This is a genomic window from Haloarcula japonica DSM 6131 (genome assembly GCF_000336635.1).
Taxonomy (GTDB): domain Archaea; phylum Halobacteriota; class Halobacteria; order Halobacteriales; family Haloarculaceae; genus Haloarcula; species Haloarcula japonica.
Genome location: NZ_AOLY01000021.1, coordinates 1 through 18,716 on the forward strand (window position 1 = coordinate 1; position 18,716 = coordinate 18,716).

7 protein-coding genes and 4 pseudogenes are annotated in these 18,716 nt (G+C 51.3%); 6 read left to right on the forward strand and 5 right to left on the reverse strand.

The genetic code is table 11. The features are described 5' to 3' along the window. Positions 1-1,015 precede the first annotated feature (1,015 nt). A pseudogene (locus C444_RS23240) lies at positions 1,016-1,870 on the forward strand (IS110 family RNA-guided transposase); the annotation flags it as partial. A 1,219-nt stretch (positions 1,871-3,089) separates the two neighbouring features. On the opposite strand, the pseudogene C444_RS08025 reads toward C444_RS23240, so the two are convergent. Further along, a pseudogene (locus tag C444_RS08025) lies at positions 3,090-4,636 on the reverse strand (TrkH family potassium uptake protein). 234 nt (positions 4,637-4,870) lie between these two features. Next, complete coding sequence (locus tag C444_RS08030) at positions 4,871-5,317, reverse strand: potassium channel family protein (RefSeq protein ID WP_004592185.1); 447 nt, start codon at positions 5,315-5,317, stop codon at positions 4,871-4,873. 424 nt (positions 5,318-5,741) lie between these two features. Between C444_RS08030 and C444_RS08035 the strand changes: the two genes are divergently transcribed. The 3 genes and pseudogenes from C444_RS08035 to C444_RS08045 all read left to right on the forward strand — a co-directional run bounded on the left by C444_RS08035 (position 5,742) and on the right by C444_RS08045 (position 7,983). Beyond that, positions 5,742-6,464 carry a hypothetical protein gene (locus tag C444_RS08035; RefSeq protein WP_004592186.1) on the forward strand — a complete coding sequence of 241 codons (723 nt, stop codon included), beginning with the start codon at positions 5,742-5,744 and terminating at the stop codon, positions 6,462-6,464. 59 nt (positions 6,465-6,523) lie between these two features. Continuing rightward, positions 6,524-6,986: pseudogene (locus C444_RS21120) on the forward strand (IS5/IS1182 family transposase); the annotation flags it as partial. Positions 6,987-7,224: 238 nt separating this feature from the next. Then, positions 7,225-7,983, forward strand: coding sequence for an SDR family NAD(P)-dependent oxidoreductase (locus C444_RS08045; protein ID WP_004592187.1), 759 nt, complete (start codon positions 7,225-7,227; stop codon positions 7,981-7,983). A 450-nt stretch (positions 7,984-8,433) separates the two neighbouring features. Here C444_RS08045 and C444_RS08050 read toward each other — a convergent pair whose 3' ends face one another. The 3 genes from C444_RS08050 to C444_RS22705 form a co-directional block, all read right to left on the reverse strand. Continuing rightward, positions 8,434-9,213, reverse strand: coding sequence for a TrmB family transcriptional regulator (locus C444_RS08050; protein ID WP_004592188.1), 780 nt, complete (start codon positions 9,211-9,213; stop codon positions 8,434-8,436). A gap of 93 nt (positions 9,214-9,306) precedes the next feature. Continuing rightward, positions 9,307-11,814, reverse strand: a complete 2,508-nt coding sequence (locus C444_RS08055; protein ID WP_004592189.1) for an efflux RND transporter permease subunit — start codon at positions 11,812-11,814, stop codon at positions 9,307-9,309. A gap of 3 nt (positions 11,815-11,817) precedes the next feature. Continuing rightward, the gene (locus C444_RS22705; RefSeq protein WP_229775425.1) at positions 11,818-13,449 is read right to left on the reverse strand and encodes a COG1361 S-layer family protein; all 1,632 of its coding nucleotides are present in this window, start codon (positions 13,447-13,449) and stop codon (positions 11,818-11,820) included. 228 nt (positions 13,450-13,677) lie between these two features. On the opposite strand from C444_RS22705, the pseudogene C444_RS21130 reads away from it, so the two are divergent. Then, a pseudogene (locus tag C444_RS21130) lies at positions 13,678-14,251 on the forward strand (IS6 family transposase). Positions 14,252-16,199: 1,948 nt separating this feature from the next. Next, entirely contained in the window at positions 16,200-17,759 is a 1,560-nt protein-coding gene (locus C444_RS08070; protein ID WP_004592192.1) for an amidase, read from the forward strand. The last annotated feature ends 957 nt before the right edge of the window (positions 17,760-18,716 follow it).

The window sequence follows — 18,716 nt, forward strand, 5'->3', positions numbered from 1 at the left end:
GTTCGTCTCTACGACGATACAGCCGAGACGCTGATTTATGAGACCACACAAGGAACAAACGGTGTGGCCATAGCGACCCGCGACGCAGCAGGAATCGACGTCACGTCATAATTGGCGTGGCAAGCTGATTGTCTTGATGTCACTGCAATTAATTTGCCGTAGCAGTTGGTCCGGTGTTTGGGGTAATTCATTGTACGCTGATCAAACCGACCATCGGCGGCCCGAAGGGGACGAGGGCTGAATGAACGCAGGGCATCAGTCCCTCTGATAGCGTTTCATCTAGCGTCTTTCTGGGGTCACATACGCCCGCCGTCGGTAACCCTCCACCCACTTGACCCGTCACGAATCGACCCAGTAACACAGCCAACAGACAGAGATACTTTGGGACTCCCCTCGTCACACATGACACATATGACTAGCAGTTGTTCCGGATTTGGGGGTATTTGTTGTACGCTAATCAGGCCGACTAGCCAGCGGCGCGAGGGGGAGACGAGGGCTGGATGCAAGTGGAGCGTCTGGCCCCACGAACATTGCTTTATCAGTAGTTAGTAGCACGGTTTCTTTATTCAGAGATTGCCTTGTAAGAATGCGTCTGAAGTGTTTATTACAGGGTTAAAATTGAAGGAACTGGCCGCATTAACAACTACTGTTATCCTACGTTCTCCCCGGGTCGTATACGTCGACTAATTGTGATCACAGAATCGCATTGTACCAGCGGCTCCCGACTTAGACAAGTTCGCTGCACATTGATCAGTTTGAGTAGCCGTACTGTGTGAGGATATAGAAGCTGTGTGATAGGCGGGCCTGCGATATCACCAGATGGTGGCTTCACTGCTAAACGCCGCGTCGTTAGTCAGAATAGCTTCTGTTCCCCGAACTCTGTAGTTCGCGATGAGGAGAGCGTCATGCATCGTGTGGTGGTCGATGAGGCTCCCACAGACGACAAAATCTTGCTTGTCGGCAGCGGCGATCTAGATCGGTCCGTCGTTCACCGACCCGCACAAGAGTACCTAGTGGCGACGCTGCCATCGAAGCCTCGGGCAACTATCGCCCGATCTACGAGATGCTCGACGAGCATCTCGATGTCACCCTAGTAAATCCATCAAAGAACCGGATCATCGCCGATGCAACGGTCAAAATAGATCGTGTCGATAGGAAGAGACTCGCGCACATGCTCCGGGCGGACATGCTGGCTGAGAGTTACGTTCCACCGGACGAGATCCCGCAGCGTGCGGATCTCATCCGGACGCGCAAGTCGTTAGTCCGAAGAGCGGACTGCTGAAAACCGTGTCAGAGCAGTCCTCACTCGCACCGACAATACCTACGACAGCGAATTGTTCGGCCCGACCGGACGAGAGTTCCCGGCGGAACTCTGGCTGAGTGACGCCGACCGCACGATCATTGAAACTCATCTCTCAGTGATTGACGCTTACGACGAGCAAATCGAAGCCATCGAAGAAACGATTGAACAGAAGGTACTGGAATCGCCAGCAGCCCAACCCTGCTGACGATTCCGGGTGTCGGGCAGTACACTGTTGCTGTGATCGTCGCCGAGGTCGGTGAGATCAACCGCTTCGATGAAGACAAAGAACTCGTGAGCTACGCAGGGCTTGATCCGACGGTTCACCAATCTGGTCATAAAGAGATTCGCGGTGGCATCAGTAAAGAGGGCTCAGCGCCCTTGCACTGGGCCCTCGTTCAGTGTGCGAACATCACAGTTCGCTGTGACGAGCCCCTCGGGAACTTCTACACGCGATTGAAAGAGCGGAAGAACCATCAGATAGCGATTGTCGCAGCGGCTCGCAAGATGCTCGTGTCGATCTTTCATGTGCTGACGCGCAAAGAAGCCTACGACCCACCGGAGGTGAGTGTCCGAGCGACCGGTCCAGTCGCTCAGGCACGGCTTGCTTTCGTCCCCACAGCAACCGCTACCGCAATACGATTCCTCCTGCCTGTCAAGAACTCTGGCCCGCCAAGTAGCTGTTGTCTGGTGATTCTTCGCCTGCGTTCGGGTAGCTTGAAGCTCACACAAACAATTATTTTCAGCAGCGTCGAATTAGTCAGTACGGGATTTTCATAGGCGGTTCAGAGAGTGTTATTTTCAAGGCGACAGAGAACGAATTGAGTGCTCAGTCCGTCTGCGGATTGAACAGGCGAAAATGATATTACCATTAGGACTTTTATAAGGGGTGGAATGTGCCTCGAGTATTAGCGAGAATCCACTATTATCGACTCCCAATTCTCGGAGTGTGCGGGGCGGCAATGACGATCGTGCTCTCTAAGACAATCTCTACGAGATCCTGCCACGTCATGCAAACAACTACCAGCTGTTCAGGCTGTCACGTAGTCAAATTGATCGATGCACAAGCGTCAGGAGAGTCAGACGGTAGCCTTTATTGTAACGAGGCCTATCTGGTATCAGTGGTGAGTGATGGAACTTGGGGTGTGTGATAAAATCAAGTTCCATAACGTATGATAGAGTGCAGGAGAATAATGTTGTCCGCTAGCTGTTGGTCGATAGATGGGTCGTCGTCGGATGATGGTGGGCGGATGCACGAACCAATAAAGGTCAGTTGGATTGTATTTTCTCAACAGTAAGGACGTATGATGCGTTTGGGTGGGTCGAGCAGTCATCAATGTCAGTCTCGATTGATGCTTGCTCTCCAATAGTATTGACCCCGGCCAGTGGTGTGTCGCACTCAGCACACTGGACCAGCGCCTGGACCCCAATCGGTATCTCTGAATCGCTTTCTCCGAACATACGAACACTTGCTGACCACAGATAAGTAAGTTGCGTCAGACAGGGACGCGTATAATCTTATTTTTCCAGAGTCAACTGGAAGATTAGTGATGGCTGACGTACACTGGCAGTGGAGATCAATTATCATCACTATAACTTTTACAGGCGATGTAAGTGACAACTACGACAAGGTAACCAGTAACGATACTTGTTGTCTGAGTAGTCCTACCGACGACGGCAACAACAATAATGAGCGATGGGCCTAAAAAATGAAAGATATTAAGTATTGGATCGTCTGGTCCCGAGTTAATCACCCAATCAAGGATGTGGCTCCGAGGACGATATCGGTTCATTCGTAGATATCCCTCCACAGGAAGAGTTTCCTAACTGTTAAAAGTGCTGGGATTATTTCGAAGCGTCCAATCCACAGATTCATCATGAATGTAACCTTTCGAATCGCTGGCAACGACTCGGGGCCAGTAATCCCTGTAGAAATACCAACATTCCCCTGTGCGCTGGCGACCTCGAACAGGATCATTTCTAACGGATAGGCGTCGTCCGGAAGGACCAATATAAGGATAAATACACTCATTGTGAGAAATACTAACCAGAGAAGCGAAATAATCACTGCCTTACCCACCTCCCGGGGTGCTTCTTTTTTGTCAAGGATCCGGTCGTCAAACTGCAATCGCCGAACTGCACTGCCTGGGTAGAAGACCGACAAGATTTGAAATCGGATACCTTTAACCGGCATTGCAAGCCGGATAATCTTGATCCCGCCAGCGGTAGAGCCGGCCGCGGCACCGATAACCATCCGAAAGACCATGATAAGCAACGCAACTGTTGGCCAAGTGAATAATGAACGGGGTGCAGGGTCGGTTGCTGTCTGGAAACCGGTCGCAGTCACCGCCGAAACGAACTGAAAGCCACTGTATTGGAGTGCCTCGGCAGCTCCATCGTAAGCCGGCAAAACGCCGAGGCAGAGAAATATTGTCCCGATGAACAAAACCGCAGCGAACCACCGTGTTTGCAGATCATCATACAGTCCATGGAAGTCATCCTGTAGAACGAGGTAGTGGACGGGAAAGGCGATCCCACCCGCGATCATAATCGGAAGCAGTACGAGCTCTATGAGAGGGTTATTGTACGCGCCGATTGAGCCATCGATGACTGCGAATCCACCAGTCGAGATCGCAGTCATGCCGTGGTTGATTGCATGCCACAATGGAAGGCCCGCTAGCCAAAGCACGAGAATCGATAGGGAAGTGAAGAAAACGTAGATCCACCAGACCGTTCGGACAGTCGAGACGATGCTCGGGTGGATCTTTTGCGACCGAGCTTCGCTTTTATACAGTGTGAATGATTCCGCTCCCGGACGCACGAGGGCCGCCGTTGTGAGTACAATCACACCAACACCGCCGATCCACTCGGTTAGACTTCGCCACCATTGTACCGTGTGTGGAAGCGTCCCTTCATCAGGAACCATCGTCAATCCTGTGCCAGTGAACCCACTCATGCTTTCGAACAGTGCGTTCAGCGGGTTCGCCAGTGCTTCGACAGAACTTGATGGTGGAGGTGTCACCGTGGTAGCCGGAGTGTTAATCACAATCCAAGAGATTGTAAGAAATGGAAGCGACCCAAAGATCGTAATTGTGAACCATCCCGTAGCAGCGATCATCAACCCATGCAGTTTGGTCGGCGTATCAGCATCAGCGAATGTCGTCGAAAGCCCCCACCCGAGGACAAACGTCACGAGACTCGTAATAGCAAGTCCAGAGATGGTGTAGTATTCCTGTCAGTCTAATAGAATAAATATCGCACAAACATCACTCCACTAAAAACTCTGAGAATCCACCCGAGATCCCGCCCTACCGGTGCCACGTAATTGCGCGTCATCGATACTCCCCAAAGAGACCAAAGATATCAGTCACCGCAGGATCCGCTCCGCGATCGGAATACACTGTCAGAGTATCTCCGGCGTCAATCGAAGTCGTTGGACTGGCGATTTGTGGCTCGTTGCTGTCCGGAGGAACAGAAGCAACGATAAGTACATCGTCGGGAACTAGACCAGTCATCCTGGCGTCTTCAAGTATCATACCTGCAATTTCCGCATCCTCTGTAACCTCAATATTAAAAAACCTCTGCGCCGCCCTGAATTTTCATGTAGCCCTTGATTGGGGGATGTTGTGCCGTCCGATAAAGTGCATTTGCCGCCAAGTGATGGGGGCTTTCCATCACATTGACGCCCATCTTAGAGAACAGTTCATGATGTTCGACCCTGTGAAGAACCGAAGAGATGTTTGGGATGTCGAGCTCGGAACCAAGCATACAAACGAAGAAATTTATTGCGTCCATTTGAGTCGTTGTGATGAGAGTGTTTGCTCGACCGGCCCCAGCCTCTTTGAGCACTGATCTTCTTCTGGCATCGGCATTGAGAATCATACAGTCATAGTTGTTTGCGATCGCTTGTGCCTGCGTTTCATCTTGTTCGATGACCACGACATCATCGCCGGACTGTGTTGCAAGACCCAGTAGCGGGGGTCCAACGTCCCCCGCACCAACAATAATGATGTGCATTACCGAGGGTTACAAATAGATAGGTAAGACTGTTATTTTGTTAAACGCAGTACAAAACCTGATGTACCCTTCTTGCTACGATATAGCTGCTGGAGCGCCCTTGTTCAACAAATGCCGGAACGAAACGGGTGTACAAACTGTTCTACGACATCATAACCACGACACAACAAGAATTGATCTCACACCATAGCTGGCGTAGCAAGTGGATTATTGGCATCGATGTCACTGAAATAATTTCACGTAGCTACAGAAAGTCACTCACCGAAACCACTAGTTACTCGCAGAGGGTATATTTCTGGCCCGTTCCAAACAGATATACTGTAACCAGTCCAGCGAAACCATTTCTATAGTTCAGAGACTACTCTGTACTGAACTGCATTGATAACGCAAACAGACCTCTGTCGCTCACTGTACACACTAATCCATGTACCGTCGCTACACGCTGCTCGCGATCACGGTAATCGCGCTCGTTTTCGGTCCAGTATCAGTCGCTACAGGCTCTGTCACTAATGCCGGACAGGGGAAATCATCAACGGGCTCTACGCTGGACACAGGCCAAATTAGATTCGTAACTTCGAGCGTTGAGATCATCAACCTCACTACAGAGGAGAGTGAGAGGCATGACGGGCTAAGGCGCGGGGGATGGATAGAGAATAAGACTGTGGCAGTAAATGAGACTGTCTTCCTGAATGGGTTAACAAACCTCCGACCAGATGATCATGCTATCACTGTTGATGTCCTCAATAGTGAGTTCGAACGTGTTGCAGTCGCAACTACTGACCAGTGGGGAACCGACGGCGTCTGGAGGGTTGAATTAAACACGACCGGATTCGAACCGGGCACGTACACCATTGAGGCCACAGCCGCTGATACAACTGATCGGATTGAACTTAGGGTCATTGAACCAACACCACAACGAATCATCAACGAAACTGAAACACCGATACAAACTACCACGGAAATCGAGAGTAATGGAGTACAGAATGCTGAAACTGATATCACACCGATACTTCTCACTTCTGTGACCGAAGAGCAAGCAACAGTAGAAAACTCAGAACCGTCGACTGAGGCAACCGGTACTGGATTTGATGTTGGCACAGTAGTGCTTGCACTCATGCTCATTCTCCTGTGGTCTCGAAATAGCTGATACTGAGGGTGTCATAGAACGATTGCCATACCGAAGAGCAGGGTGAACGCTAAGGTGGAATGAGCCCAGCGACCCTGCAAGATACCCTTCGGTAGACTCGTTCTTCAATGTCGTGGAGACTGAGACGTTAGCGTTGCTTGAGCACCTTTCCTTCGAGTTTCTCGAAGAGTTCGATGTGTTCGCTCCGGCAGAGACGGGGCGAACACGAGACCACGAACCACCAGAGCTGATGCGTGTCTTTCTCCACGTTACTACAAGGGCATCTATGGCATCCACCCCGTTGAACGAGAGCGTCGGAACACGGTTGTTTGGTTGAGCTGTGGCTTCGATCGACCGCCGTAGAGAGACGCGGTCGATCGCTTTCTTACCGACTTCGAACATGTTGTCGGCGATGTCTTCGACCACCTCGTCGAACAGGCCCCCTACCGCGGCCTGCTCGACTTGACTTATTGCATTGGTTCAACGGATGTGAGGCCGGAGACTGCCGATCAAGACGCACCAAAGTGCTACGATCCAACAGCGACCAGTACTTTTTCGCTCTGTGCCTTCGGCTCGTCGTCGCAATCACCAACTACGAACGTGGAGACAATCCAGGTGGCACGATCATCACGGTGTGAGAGCTCTTCTATGACACTCTCGATACTTGCTACTATACAGATCTCATACTCCATACATGAACAATCGGATTGGGTAAGAATCCCGGACAGTGTTTCTTGCACCCGGCGTGTCTTATGACTCACCCGATTGTGAATGAGACGTAATGAATCTCATTGAGAATCTTGGCGGCAAAGTCGCCATTATCACTGGCGCATCTTCCGGTATTGGCGAAGCAACAGCGAAATCGCTAGCAGATGAAGGGGTCGCTGTCGTTCTTGCTGCCCGACGGAAAGACGAGCTCGAGAGTCTGGCCGACCAGATTAGAGCAAATGGCGGTGACGCACTCGTTAGTCCAACTGACGTAACCAGCGACGCAGATATTCAGGAGCTAGTTGACCGAACAGTGGATGAGTTTGGGCAGGTCGACATTCTGGTCAATAATGCCGGCGTGATGCTACTTGAAGAAGTTCAGGATGCTGATACGGAGAACTTCCAGCAAATGGTTGATGTGAACCTGAGCGGACTCATGAAGCTCACTCACGCAGTCCTCCCAACCATGCAAGACCACGGTGCGGGCCATATTGTCAATATATCATCAGTAGCTGGCCGGAAGTCGTTCCCTGGGTCGAGTGCATACAGCGCAACAAAATTCGGCGTCAACGGTTTTTCTGAGGGCCTCCGTCAAGAAGTCACGGGTGAAGACGACATCCGGGTAACTCTTATTGAGCCAGGCTATGTCAATACAGAACTCGCAGAGCACATACCTGATGAAGAGCGAAAACAGCAGACAAAGGAAGCACTCGAAACGATGGAGTCACTCACATCGAAAGACATCGCCCGGTCAATCACATATGCTGTTGGCCAACCCAAGCATGTTGATGTCAACGAACTATTGATCAGACCAACCCATCAAGAACTGTAGCTCAGTTATCATTCCACCCGCCGGAACAGGGCAACGAATTTTTAGCAGTAGTCCGGTGGAGATTGTGTCCAACTAATTCACAATTTTTGACTGCCAATAAATCATCAACTGGTGAGTTCGGGCCATCGATCCATCTCTCCACAAACCATCGATGGACGCAAGGCCGGAACCTGTCGTCGTCGATGACGACTCTCAATGATGGGTAGCACTCCACTTCCCCGGCTGCTTACCATCCTTGTACCGCGGCCTCTGCCAGGGTATCATCTGTCTGCGCAGCGGTGAGGCGCTAATCACTGCCACCGGAGACGGATGGCAGAGCTGCTCCCAACGATTGCCTGCGATTATATACCTGCTAGAATTTTTAATTCAAGTCGTCTCAAATCTTGGTCAGTTCTGGTTCTCGATCAGCACTCTTGTAGAACTCACTTGGGAGACTCTTTCTGGTAGGACTTACGGCGAGTTTATCGGAGTTTTCGTGGTAATTTCCTCGAAGTTCCCAATTGTTAATTGGCAGAATATCTGCGCGAAGGTGGTCCGCGCACTCCAAACGGCGGTTTCCTCATCTGCTTTGCCGCCGCGAACACTAAGTAGAAACACGTCAAGGTCGACTATCAGCATTCGCTCAGCATATTCGTTACTTTGATTCACCTGCGAAGAACGGAACACGTCGATAGTGTCATTGTCGAGCCACGAACTATCGACCGTCTGACCGCTCTTTGCAAGTAGTGTGACGTCAATACCACGCTCACACGCTGCTTCCAGTGCTGTTACCAAGTCTGGGCTTGGGTCAACAAGATTTGGGCCACCATACAGAATTGTTTGGTTCGCTTCGGAAGCTAGTTTAGCAATCCTCTCGGTAATAGCTGTTTCTCCAGTGATTGACCAGACATCTTCGTTCTCTTCAGCTTCATTTCCAGTAGCAGATTCCAACGACTCAAGATAGTCAAACACACTATCACGCTGAGTTTCAAACCGATTTTCAAGCTGCGCTTTTGCTTCATCCAGTGAAACAGGTTGGAATACCTGTGGATTCGACTGCTGGATGCTAATGAACCCGCGACTCTCTAAATCGTGTGCTGTCGTGTATACTTGTGATCGGGGAACCTCGGTTACAGAAGCTATCTCACGGGCAGTCCCGCTCCCAATCTCAACGAGTGCGATAAATACCCGTGCCTCATACGTTGACAGCCCTAGCTTTTTCAATGACTCAGTTGCCTCGTTATCGCTCATGCTATTGATTCTCCGAATGCTTTACTATCGTGTGTGCTGTTGTTATTCGGTTTTTGAACATTGTGTATTCAATCATATTTGAATGGCGTTCGCTCATTGGTTCACCCGAAAGTCGTGTCGAGACAGGAACTGTGTAATATCATATTCAACGAATCGGGACCAGATCACAAGTGCAGAGGGGACGATAATTATCGATGCAAGATACGAATAAAGAATTGTCAGCCCAGTCAATATGCCGAACTGTCCAAGCACTGGTGTGATTGCAATTACGAGCACCCCAATTCCTGACACTGTTGTTAACATCGAACCGGTAAGTGCTCCACCAGTACCGCGGACTGTCGTAGTGAGTGCCACAAAGACGTCCGTACCTCGTTCATATTCTTCTGAGAATCGGTGGATCAGGTGTGCAGAATAGTCTGTTCCAAGCCCGAGCCCGATCGAGAGGATGGTTCCAGTCAGGACGTTAAATGGAATCCCGAGGTAACGCATTGTTGCAGCGATACCAGCAACGGTGATTGCAATAGGCAGGAGATTAACCACCCCAAGAATAGGCCGGCCTTCAAGCACGGCATACGCGATAATAAGGAAGATACCAGACCCGACGAGAGCAAGAGCGAGGCTAATCAGCGCTGACTCACCAATCACGTCTGAAACTGCTTTGAGAACAATGACACCGCCAGTTGCAGTTGCTTTAAACCGGAAGCGATCCGCAACAGTGCGGGTGTCAGAAGTCACTTCATCCTGTGTTGCATCGGCTTCAACAGCGTACTCAATACGCGCTGACGTGTAGTCGTCGGTAATATAATTCAGCGCCTGTCCTCGCGCTGGTGAGTCAAGTAAGGCATCATAGATTGTTACCAAGTTATCATCTGGGATCCCGTTCGCGTTTCGGTCGTTTTGGGCGACAAGTGCAGCGAACTCGGGGTTTCGATCAGCGTACGACCGTATAACAGTAACGATAGATGTTTCACGGGCATGACCTTCATCAATAATAAAGCTATCCGGCGGAGAGTCTCCTGCGCGGTACATAGATTCAAGAGCCCCGTCATTTGTTAACGACCCTTCAACGTACACTGTCGTTGTATCCTCCTCGCCAGTTTGGAACCGATCCTCGAGGAAATTTGTTGTTTCTGTCACCGTGTACTCGCTTGGCTGTACACTTGCTGGCAAGTATTCCAGATACTCTGGATTTTCTTCCGGAGGCAGAAAGTCATCCTGCGAGAACCGCGACTCAACTCCAGAGCCATAGACACCGACCCACGCTGTGCTGAGTACCAGTAGGATTATGAAGGTCTTTGGAGCGGCTCTACCGATGTGTACGCCAACTAGGAGGACTCGACCAAGTAGTGAGTCCTCCGACCCCATCGGTTGTGACCCGAACGTTGGAATCGAATATCGCTGGCATAATTGATCAGCATAGACCTTGCTTGCTGGAAGAAACACTCCAAAGATGAGGAATGTGAATACAATACCGATGGCAGCGACAATGCCAAAGTCCTGAATCGATCCCAATGGGCTACTCATATTTGCAGCAAAGCCAACTACGGTAGTACCAGTCACAATAGCAAATGCGACGAGCAACTGATCGGTAGTGGTCCGCATCGACTCTTGGATCCCGTACCCTTGGACCCGTTCTTCACGGTAGCGATTGATTGCGTGAATACCGAAGTCAATCCCGACCGCAAGTAGAAGGGGGGGAACTGCGATTAGTAGTTGTGAGAACGCGATGCCTGCCAAGCCCATAAAGCCGAATGTCCAGAGAATTGCCATCGCTAACGCCACCACACCTAATAGAAGATCGACGGGGTCTCGATAGGCAATAATAAGGAAAAACAGGATCAGTCCGACTGCAGCGGGTACTACTAGAGCTAGTGAGTCGCTTATCACTGATGACAGCTCTTCAGATGTGAGGCCACTTCCGAAAACAGTGATGTCACCACCAACGGAATCAACGATAAAGACCGCTTGCTGCTGGATACTAGTGAGTGGGCTTGACCCGCTGCTACCCGGACCGCTATCGGTTTCGGTTTGCAGTTGATGTGTAACGATCCCGATTGTTGCTGAAGCGCTGGCTGAACGAGCATTGAAGTCGTTGCTGAGACTGGCTCGAAATTGTGGATTCCGCTCAGCGGCTGTTTGCACAGCTTGGTCAATCTCGCTCGGTGTCGCGGTTTCAACAGCGCGGATCTGCTCTTCGAATGTTTCTGCAGACGGGTCAAGGGTTCTGGCAACTGCCTGTGCGACGCTTGTGGTAGATTCGACCTGCATCTCAGGGTTCTTTGACAGCCGATGCTGCGCTCGAAGCATCCGAAGTAATTCTGGCTTCGACAAGACATTCTGACCTGAGTGGATGAGTTGTGTCGTCCCTGTGTCTGTTTCAAACGTGATTCTCTCAAAATTGTTGTTTACTTCGTCCAACGCATCGGCTGCAGGTACATCGTCGACAAACTGACTGGTCCCAGACTCCGTGCCGGACTGCCCAAGGCCAGTCGCAAACACGCCTGACAGAAGCAAAAAAACGAGGATAACCTGCTTTGGCCGATCCGCAATCCAGTGGTCTGCAATATCAATATACCGCTGATAGTTGAGCTCGAAATCCATGAATTAGCTCGACCACCGCCGCCAGCCGCCGATTCCAGCGATCCCAATGATGACAAGCGCGCCTAAGACAAGAGGGAGCGGGAAGCCACTTTCCTCGACTTCTGTTACGTCAATTGCGGTGGTATATGTTTTCGAGACTTCAGAGTCGCCATCTGGCATTTCGTACTGGAAATCAAGTGAGACTGGATATGTTTTCGGGAGCGCATCACCTGCTGCAGAGAGTGCAATGGTAAATTCGGCTGTTTCGTTTGCCGCCAGCGAGGTGACAATCGCTTCATCGTTATCACTGGACAAGGGGCTTTCAACAAACGCCTTTGCTTCGACGTTTTGTAGCGGTTTCTCACCGTTGTTAGTGATTTGGATTGTTACGGCTTGGTCACTCCCAGCTTCGATTTTATCTGTTGTACTTTTTACAATGAATCTGTCGCGCTTGGGTTCAACTCTTGCTTTTGTCTCTAATACATCACTTCTCCGCACATCGCCACGCGCGTTACGATAACGAGTTGTAAGATTGAACTGCTGAACACTGGCGCTTCCTGCATCGCTTACGGTTACAGTATACTCAAAGTTAGCACGCTCACCTGGTTCAATATCAGGAATCGCGTATTCTGAGGAGTCAACTACAATGTTTGGGTTGGATGGCGAGAACATCACAACTGGGTTTGTAACCGCACCTGGTCCATCATTAACAACTGTTCCCGAAACTGTCCCTTCTTCACCGACGCGAAGATTTGTCGAGACGTTTGTAACTGAGAAAGACTGCTCAGCAGTCGGTCGCACTCCGGTAGTCAGCGTTCGAGAGTCCCGGTCAATTCCGTCGGTGTCGCGGTAGTTCACCGTGAGATCAACGGAGTATGCTCGAAGTGTGGCGTCGTCAACCATTTCAACGGTATATTCGACGACACGCTGTTCACCTGGCTCCCACGACCCGACATTTGCGGTTGAACTCTTCGATCCGGTCCCAAACAGCAGTTCATCGCTGGAAGATGCTGCAGCAACGCTCGCGTCCCGTGCTGCTCGGTCACCAACGTTCTCTATCGTTACAGTGAGATTTCCACGGTCGCCGACCTGGGCAGTAGTCGTTGAATCGACAATGTCGAATCGCGACTGACTGCGCACACGAATCGTTACATACTTTGTTCGACTCCGGTCGAAATCGTTGTATTCGGGTCCAAAGCTATCGAAATCGACACTTCGAGTAGATGCGTAGCTGATTTTGACAGGGACTCGGTATGTCCCTGGCTCTGCACCATCTCGGACAGTGATGTCGACAGGTGGGGCTGATGTCGTCCCTGTTGGTACGTTTCCGATACCAACTGGTCCAGTATTTATTTCAATTGGTGCGGATCCGGATTCGACTTCGGCTACGACACCACGGGCAGTTGTGACGCGGTCTTCATACTCTGCAGGGCCACCTTTTCTGATTGAACCCCGGTTTATCACCTCAAGCTTCAGTTCTGCTTGGGTCCCTGGTTCAAATTCTTGAGTGGGAGCATTGATATCAATGTCTGGGGATCCAATCACCTGTCCAGAATTCCCCGCCGTTTGCGCAGTTACCGGAGCGATAGTTGAGCCAAGAAGAACGGCAGAAAGGATGGTTGCAACGATAACAGAACGTACGTGATTACAAACCACAGTTCACCCCAATAGATTCTTTAATACATAGTCGTGATGAAAATCTCTCTTGAGTGGTAGGCAAATAACTTTGTTTGTACATACCTACTTACAGAAGAGAATGAGAGACTTAAGAATGTTTCTCATTGCTCAATGGCGGTGTCTAGTTAACGATGAAAGTGAAGCAAGTGTACCTTTTGCTGTCCGGCCGAAACCACACGCCTCAGCGAGAGTAGCGAGTAGGTTGATTTGGATTCTGTGGAGCATGAACGGATGCCCGAGCGAGCGATAAAACTCGGTATTCAGATACACGTGGCTGGACTATCATTTTCGGATACCGTCTCGATATTTAAGTGTTTGGGTGTCGATCGTCATCGAACTACCGTCCATCGATAGGTACAGAAAGCTGATCTATAGCCGACAGACGGTGCGGATCCGACTCATGTTGCGGTCGATGAACTGTGATTCGGCTCAATTTTGAGCGACATTGGCCGTAGCTGCCGACGATCTTGGAACATACCGCTTGCTCCATGTGTGACCCTATTCGACGAGAACCTCCGCGATTTCTTCGATAGTTCTCTCCGAACTTCGGGAGAAACATCAGGTCAACGACGCGGTCTTTCTCGTTGACGGTGTGCCATGGCTGCAGACAGCCTGCCATCACCACGGGCTCCGATTCCAACACGTCACAGATGGGAATCGGAATACCGTCGAACGTGTCTTCCGTGAAATAAAGCGACGAACAATCCAGTTCTCAAATATAGTCAGTCACGTCAAACCAAGCACCGCCGAAAATTGGTTACAAGTGTTCGTCTTCCCATAGAACTAGCTAATCTAGACACTACCTTTACACAGGTGTTCCATCTAATGACTACTGAAAGCCCGTCGCCCCGCAAGAGTTTTCGCCACAAATATATTTACGAAGAGCTTTGAGATATCCCTGCACAGTCTGCCGAGTTGCTGAGACAGAAGCCCTGATCCACCAGTCAGCGACAACCGACAGTCATGGCTGAGCAACGTCTGTGTCCTACACCTACCACATTCACTCAGCCGAGCAGATCTCGAGGAAACATGGAGCGGGGGGCAGCACCCATCATTCAATACTAATGATAGGATTAGTAATTTTTACGCAATCCCATGCCGCGCTGGCGGACATGTTCGAAGACGCGGGCATCACCGCCAGCAACAGAATGGGCGACAGCCATGGGCAAATGGCATGTTACAGCCCATTCAGCGTCGCCAAAGTCGCGACGGGTTCTAGTCCCGGGCTATCTGAGAGACTGATTGAATCCTATGAGAATGCAGAGCAGGGCCCAGAACCCATCGAAGCGTGGAGCGAGTCGAGATAAAAAAACGTTTGATAGTCGCAGAATCGTAAGCCAGCGTTGGGATAGGTCTCGTTACACCCGATTCTGGTGGCAGCGATCAGCGGGTTCAGCCCTGTATGGACAGCCGATTCTCAGATAGGGACAGTCACGGGACGAAAATAGTGGGAAGCCGGAAGGAAGTGGGTGTGGGAGTGGCGTGCTCTGCACCATTTGAGTAGCCATCCACGACAACAGGTTCTGGACCCGGAGCCTGTGGTGACTCAATTGGTTATCAGGGGGATCTAGAACGGGGATCAGAACCTATCTCATAAAACACATTCCCGATTAAAAATACTTTCGATATGTCATCATATACATTCCAGCTTGTTCAGCACCGAGTACGCGAGTTGGACACGCCAGATGTCCGCAGTCGTACAGCCACAGCACAGACTCCTATAGCGAATACAATACTTGATCACCGACGGAATAGTGGCTAGCCGGGGTGCCTTCGAATGGAGCGAGTACAATGGCCACTATCCGGTCTTGCCGCCTACACCGACAGGTTCGAACCCAGTCTACCCAGACATCTCTGGGAGGCGTACTGACTGGCGGGCTGGACCTCAGAACCTATCCGCACAATTAGTAATAATCGGCTCTGTAGTTTCGCTAGACGCAACGACTACGACTACGACTGCGTTATCTCGGTAGAAAGCGAAGAGACAGATTGGTGTGGCATCCAAAATCCGTCTCTTCACCCGTGCTACGGTTGCGGAGGCTAAATCCGCTGTCGATAACCCGGACGAACCGGCCGCCGGTGCCACTTGATTTGCCACAGAATATGGCACTCATGGACATCGCAGCTGATGCGATGAATAAGGCGATTCAGGGAAGTAAAACCGCACAGGAAGCGCTTGACACTGCGGCTTCCGAAATGACGAGGATACTGGACACCTGATAGCAACAGAGGGGATAGAAAACAGGAAGGTGTTATAGCCCGCCCATACCATTTTTCCGGGTTCTGGACTGATTTGTTGCACGTCAATCAAACTAGGCAGCCGGTGGCGCGAAGGGTGGTAGAGGACTGCATGAAATCTGGGCGTCAGGTCCCCGAATATTGCTCTACCCTGCGTCCGCTTCGAGGTCGTATACATCTCCCTAATCGGGAACCGTCTACACCCTTGACCCGCCACGAACCGACCCAGAAACGCAGCCTACAGGCAGAGATGCCTGACGCTACAAAGTGCCGAAAACCGATTCTACTCACATCTCATATCCAAGTAGAACTAGAAATTCATGCTTCAGCAAATAATATACTGTTACTGTATCGTTATGGGGCAAAAAAGAGTACAGATGACGAAAATAATGCCAACAAGAGAAAAGACTTAATCACACACAGCGAACGGGAAAGCGTGGTAATAGTATCAGATACGATATCTTCTGTGACGATGCATTCGGGAGAGACATATGCCGAGTAGTGACGAGCAAACGATTCACCAGCCCTCACAGGAGCGGCTCGCAGAACTCGCTGCTGCTGCCGGACTGCGGCTAAATGAGGACGAAATTGAAGATTATCAAGAGTTAGTCAACGCGACGCTCGAAGACGCTGGACGCGTTGCCGAGGCCGACAATCCTCAATTCGGTGTTCACGACATCAAGTACACTGATAGGTCACCCGGCTATCGACCGGATGCTACTGAGGACCCTTACAACGCGTGGATTACGAAATTCACTGTCGAAGGAGCCGAAAGCGGTCCGCTTTCGGGGATGGAAATCGGGCTTAAAGACAACATTGCGCTTGCGGGATACGAAATGACATGTGGCTCGTCCGTACTTGAAGGATACGTGCCACAGATTGACGCCACTGTGGCGACCCGTCTACTAGACGCTGGGGCGACCCTCACAGGCAAGCTCAATATGGAGAGCTTTGCGTGGTCTGGATCCAGCGACATGAGCGATTTCGGTACCGTTGAGACACCACATGCTGAAGGGCACCTTACAGGCGGGTCATCTAGTGGCAGCGGTGCCGCGCCGGCCGCAGGTGACTGCGACGCTGCCCTCGGTGGCGATCAGGGTGGTTCGATTCGGGTCCCGAGCGCTTGGTCCGGCCTTGTCGGACTGAAGCCAACAACAGGCCTTGTTCCGTACACCGGCATTTTCCCAATCGATCGTGGATACGATCACACGGGACCACAGGCCAAAACCGTCGAAGATGCTGCAGCTATTATGGAGGTCATTGCCGGCGAAGATCTTCAGGATGGGCTGAAAATGGACCCTCGGCAGCCACGCGGTGTTGAGGCAGACGATTACACTGGAGCGCTTGAGGAGGATCTTGACGGTGTGTCCATTGGCGTCCTTGAGGAAGGGTTTGGTTGGGAGAGTTCAGACGAGGAAGTCGATGCCGCCGTTCGAGGCGCTATCGAGGTTCTTGAAGGACTCGGTGCGGAAACCGAATCAGTGTCAGTTGATACACATCGGCTAACTGTCCCGATCTGGACGGTCGCTGCGACCCAAGGTGGCATCAGCTTACTAAAAGATGAGGGCGTTGGCACGAATTACAAGGGATGGTACTGGAATGATCTGCTTGAGGCGTTCAGTAAGTTCCGTGAAGCGCGTGCCCACGAGTTCCCGCCAACAGTCAAGACGTCATTACTGGCTGACGCTCACTTACGTGATGAGTACAGCATCGAACTGTACGCAAAGGCAAAGAATCTCGCACTAGACGCTGAGCGGAAGTACAATGTCCATCTGGAAGAACACGACGCGCTGGTCCTCCCGACGACCCCGATGCTCCCGTATGAGCGGGACGACAGCCTGAGTCGGGTCGAACGGGTTGGCCGTACGCTTGGCAACCTGGCGAATACGGGGATGTTTGACCTGACAAACCACCCGGCTCTAACCGTTCCGTGTGCGAAGCCGGACGGACTTCCTGTGGGGATGATGCTCGTTGGGAGCCATCTCGACGAGACGGCCCTGTTCAACATCGCCAGCTCGTTCGAAGCCGAAGTCGACTGGGAGCAACCATAACTCACGCTATCAGTTGTTCCGGATTTTGGAGTGTTGCACGCTAATTAGGCCGACCAGCCGGCGGCGCGAAGGGTGGGAGACAGGTCTGGATGAATGCCGGGCGTCGGACCCCTCGAGCACTGCCCTATCCTGCGTCCTCTTCGGGGTCGTATACGTTTCCCCAGTTGGGCACTTTCTCCAAGTTGAGTTCATTGGTCCCTACCTCATTGGCGCAGCATTTGCTGGCCTGTCTCCTTGGGTTCACTGGTACGTTCCTCAGCACTGATATGAGGGCCCTCAGACAACTTTCAGCTCGAGGACGGCAGCACAACTTTGACGACGGCTACCATCCGGTTTAGATGGGCTGCGAGAACGTAGTAAGGCCTGACCCGCTGGCGTCCTCAACACGCGCGATGTCCAGATGCAACTCTCGCCAGTAACTGACTCCCTGCCGGAGCGGCCACCAAACTCTCGCTGCGATCGCCTGAACAAACGACAGTATCTCGACTTTTTATTGAGTTACAAGGCGATTGTGCGCGTCGGCGGGGTAGGCTACCGCTGTCAGGACGGTTGTCGAGAACACTCGAAACAGGGTGGATCGTTCACTGGAACCGGTGGGGTGTCCACAATCGATAGAATCACTGGAACGGCGACCGCGATGACCGCGGCCGAGATGGGGGAAATCCTCGAAAGCCTGTGAGTGTTCGACCGACCGCCCCAGTAGTTGATTGGTATCTCGCTAGCTGTCAGAATATATGGTCGAGAGCCCAGAGGGGTATTGTACATTCCAGCGTATGGAATCTGGACGTTCTGGCCACTCGCAATGTGCTGTCATCACCGATATTTAGAAATGTACAACTATTATATATGAGTGACTATCTTGTTGTGTTTCCTCAAAGAGACAGGCACGCTCAGCCTCGAGCAGGGTTAGAGAATAGTGATGCCAAGACTATATGCCCAGGACTGTGAACCGATCGC

What these genes read in the sequence shown, in the direction of transcription:
- C444_RS08030 (WP_004592185.1), bottom strand. Translation starts at nt 5,317, where the DNA reads ATGCACATCATTATTGTTGGTGCGGGGGACGTTGGACCCCCGCTACTG.
- C444_RS08035 (WP_004592186.1), top strand. Translation starts at nt 5,742, where the DNA reads ATGTACCGTCGCTACACGCTGCTCGCGATCACGGTAATCGCGCTCGTT.
- C444_RS08045 (WP_004592187.1), top strand. Translation starts at nt 7,225, where the DNA reads ATGAATCTCATTGAGAATCTTGGCGGCAAAGTCGCCATTATCACTGGC.
- C444_RS08050 (WP_004592188.1), bottom strand. Translation starts at nt 9,213, where the DNA reads ATGAGCGATAACGAGGCAACTGAGTCATTGAAAAAGCTAGGGCTGTCA.
- C444_RS08055 (WP_004592189.1), bottom strand. Translation starts at nt 11,814, where the DNA reads ATGGATTTCGAGCTCAACTATCAGCGGTATATTGATATTGCAGACCAC.
- C444_RS08070 (WP_004592192.1), top strand. Translation starts at nt 16,200, where the DNA reads ATGCCGAGTAGTGACGAGCAAACGATTCACCAGCCCTCACAGGAGCGG.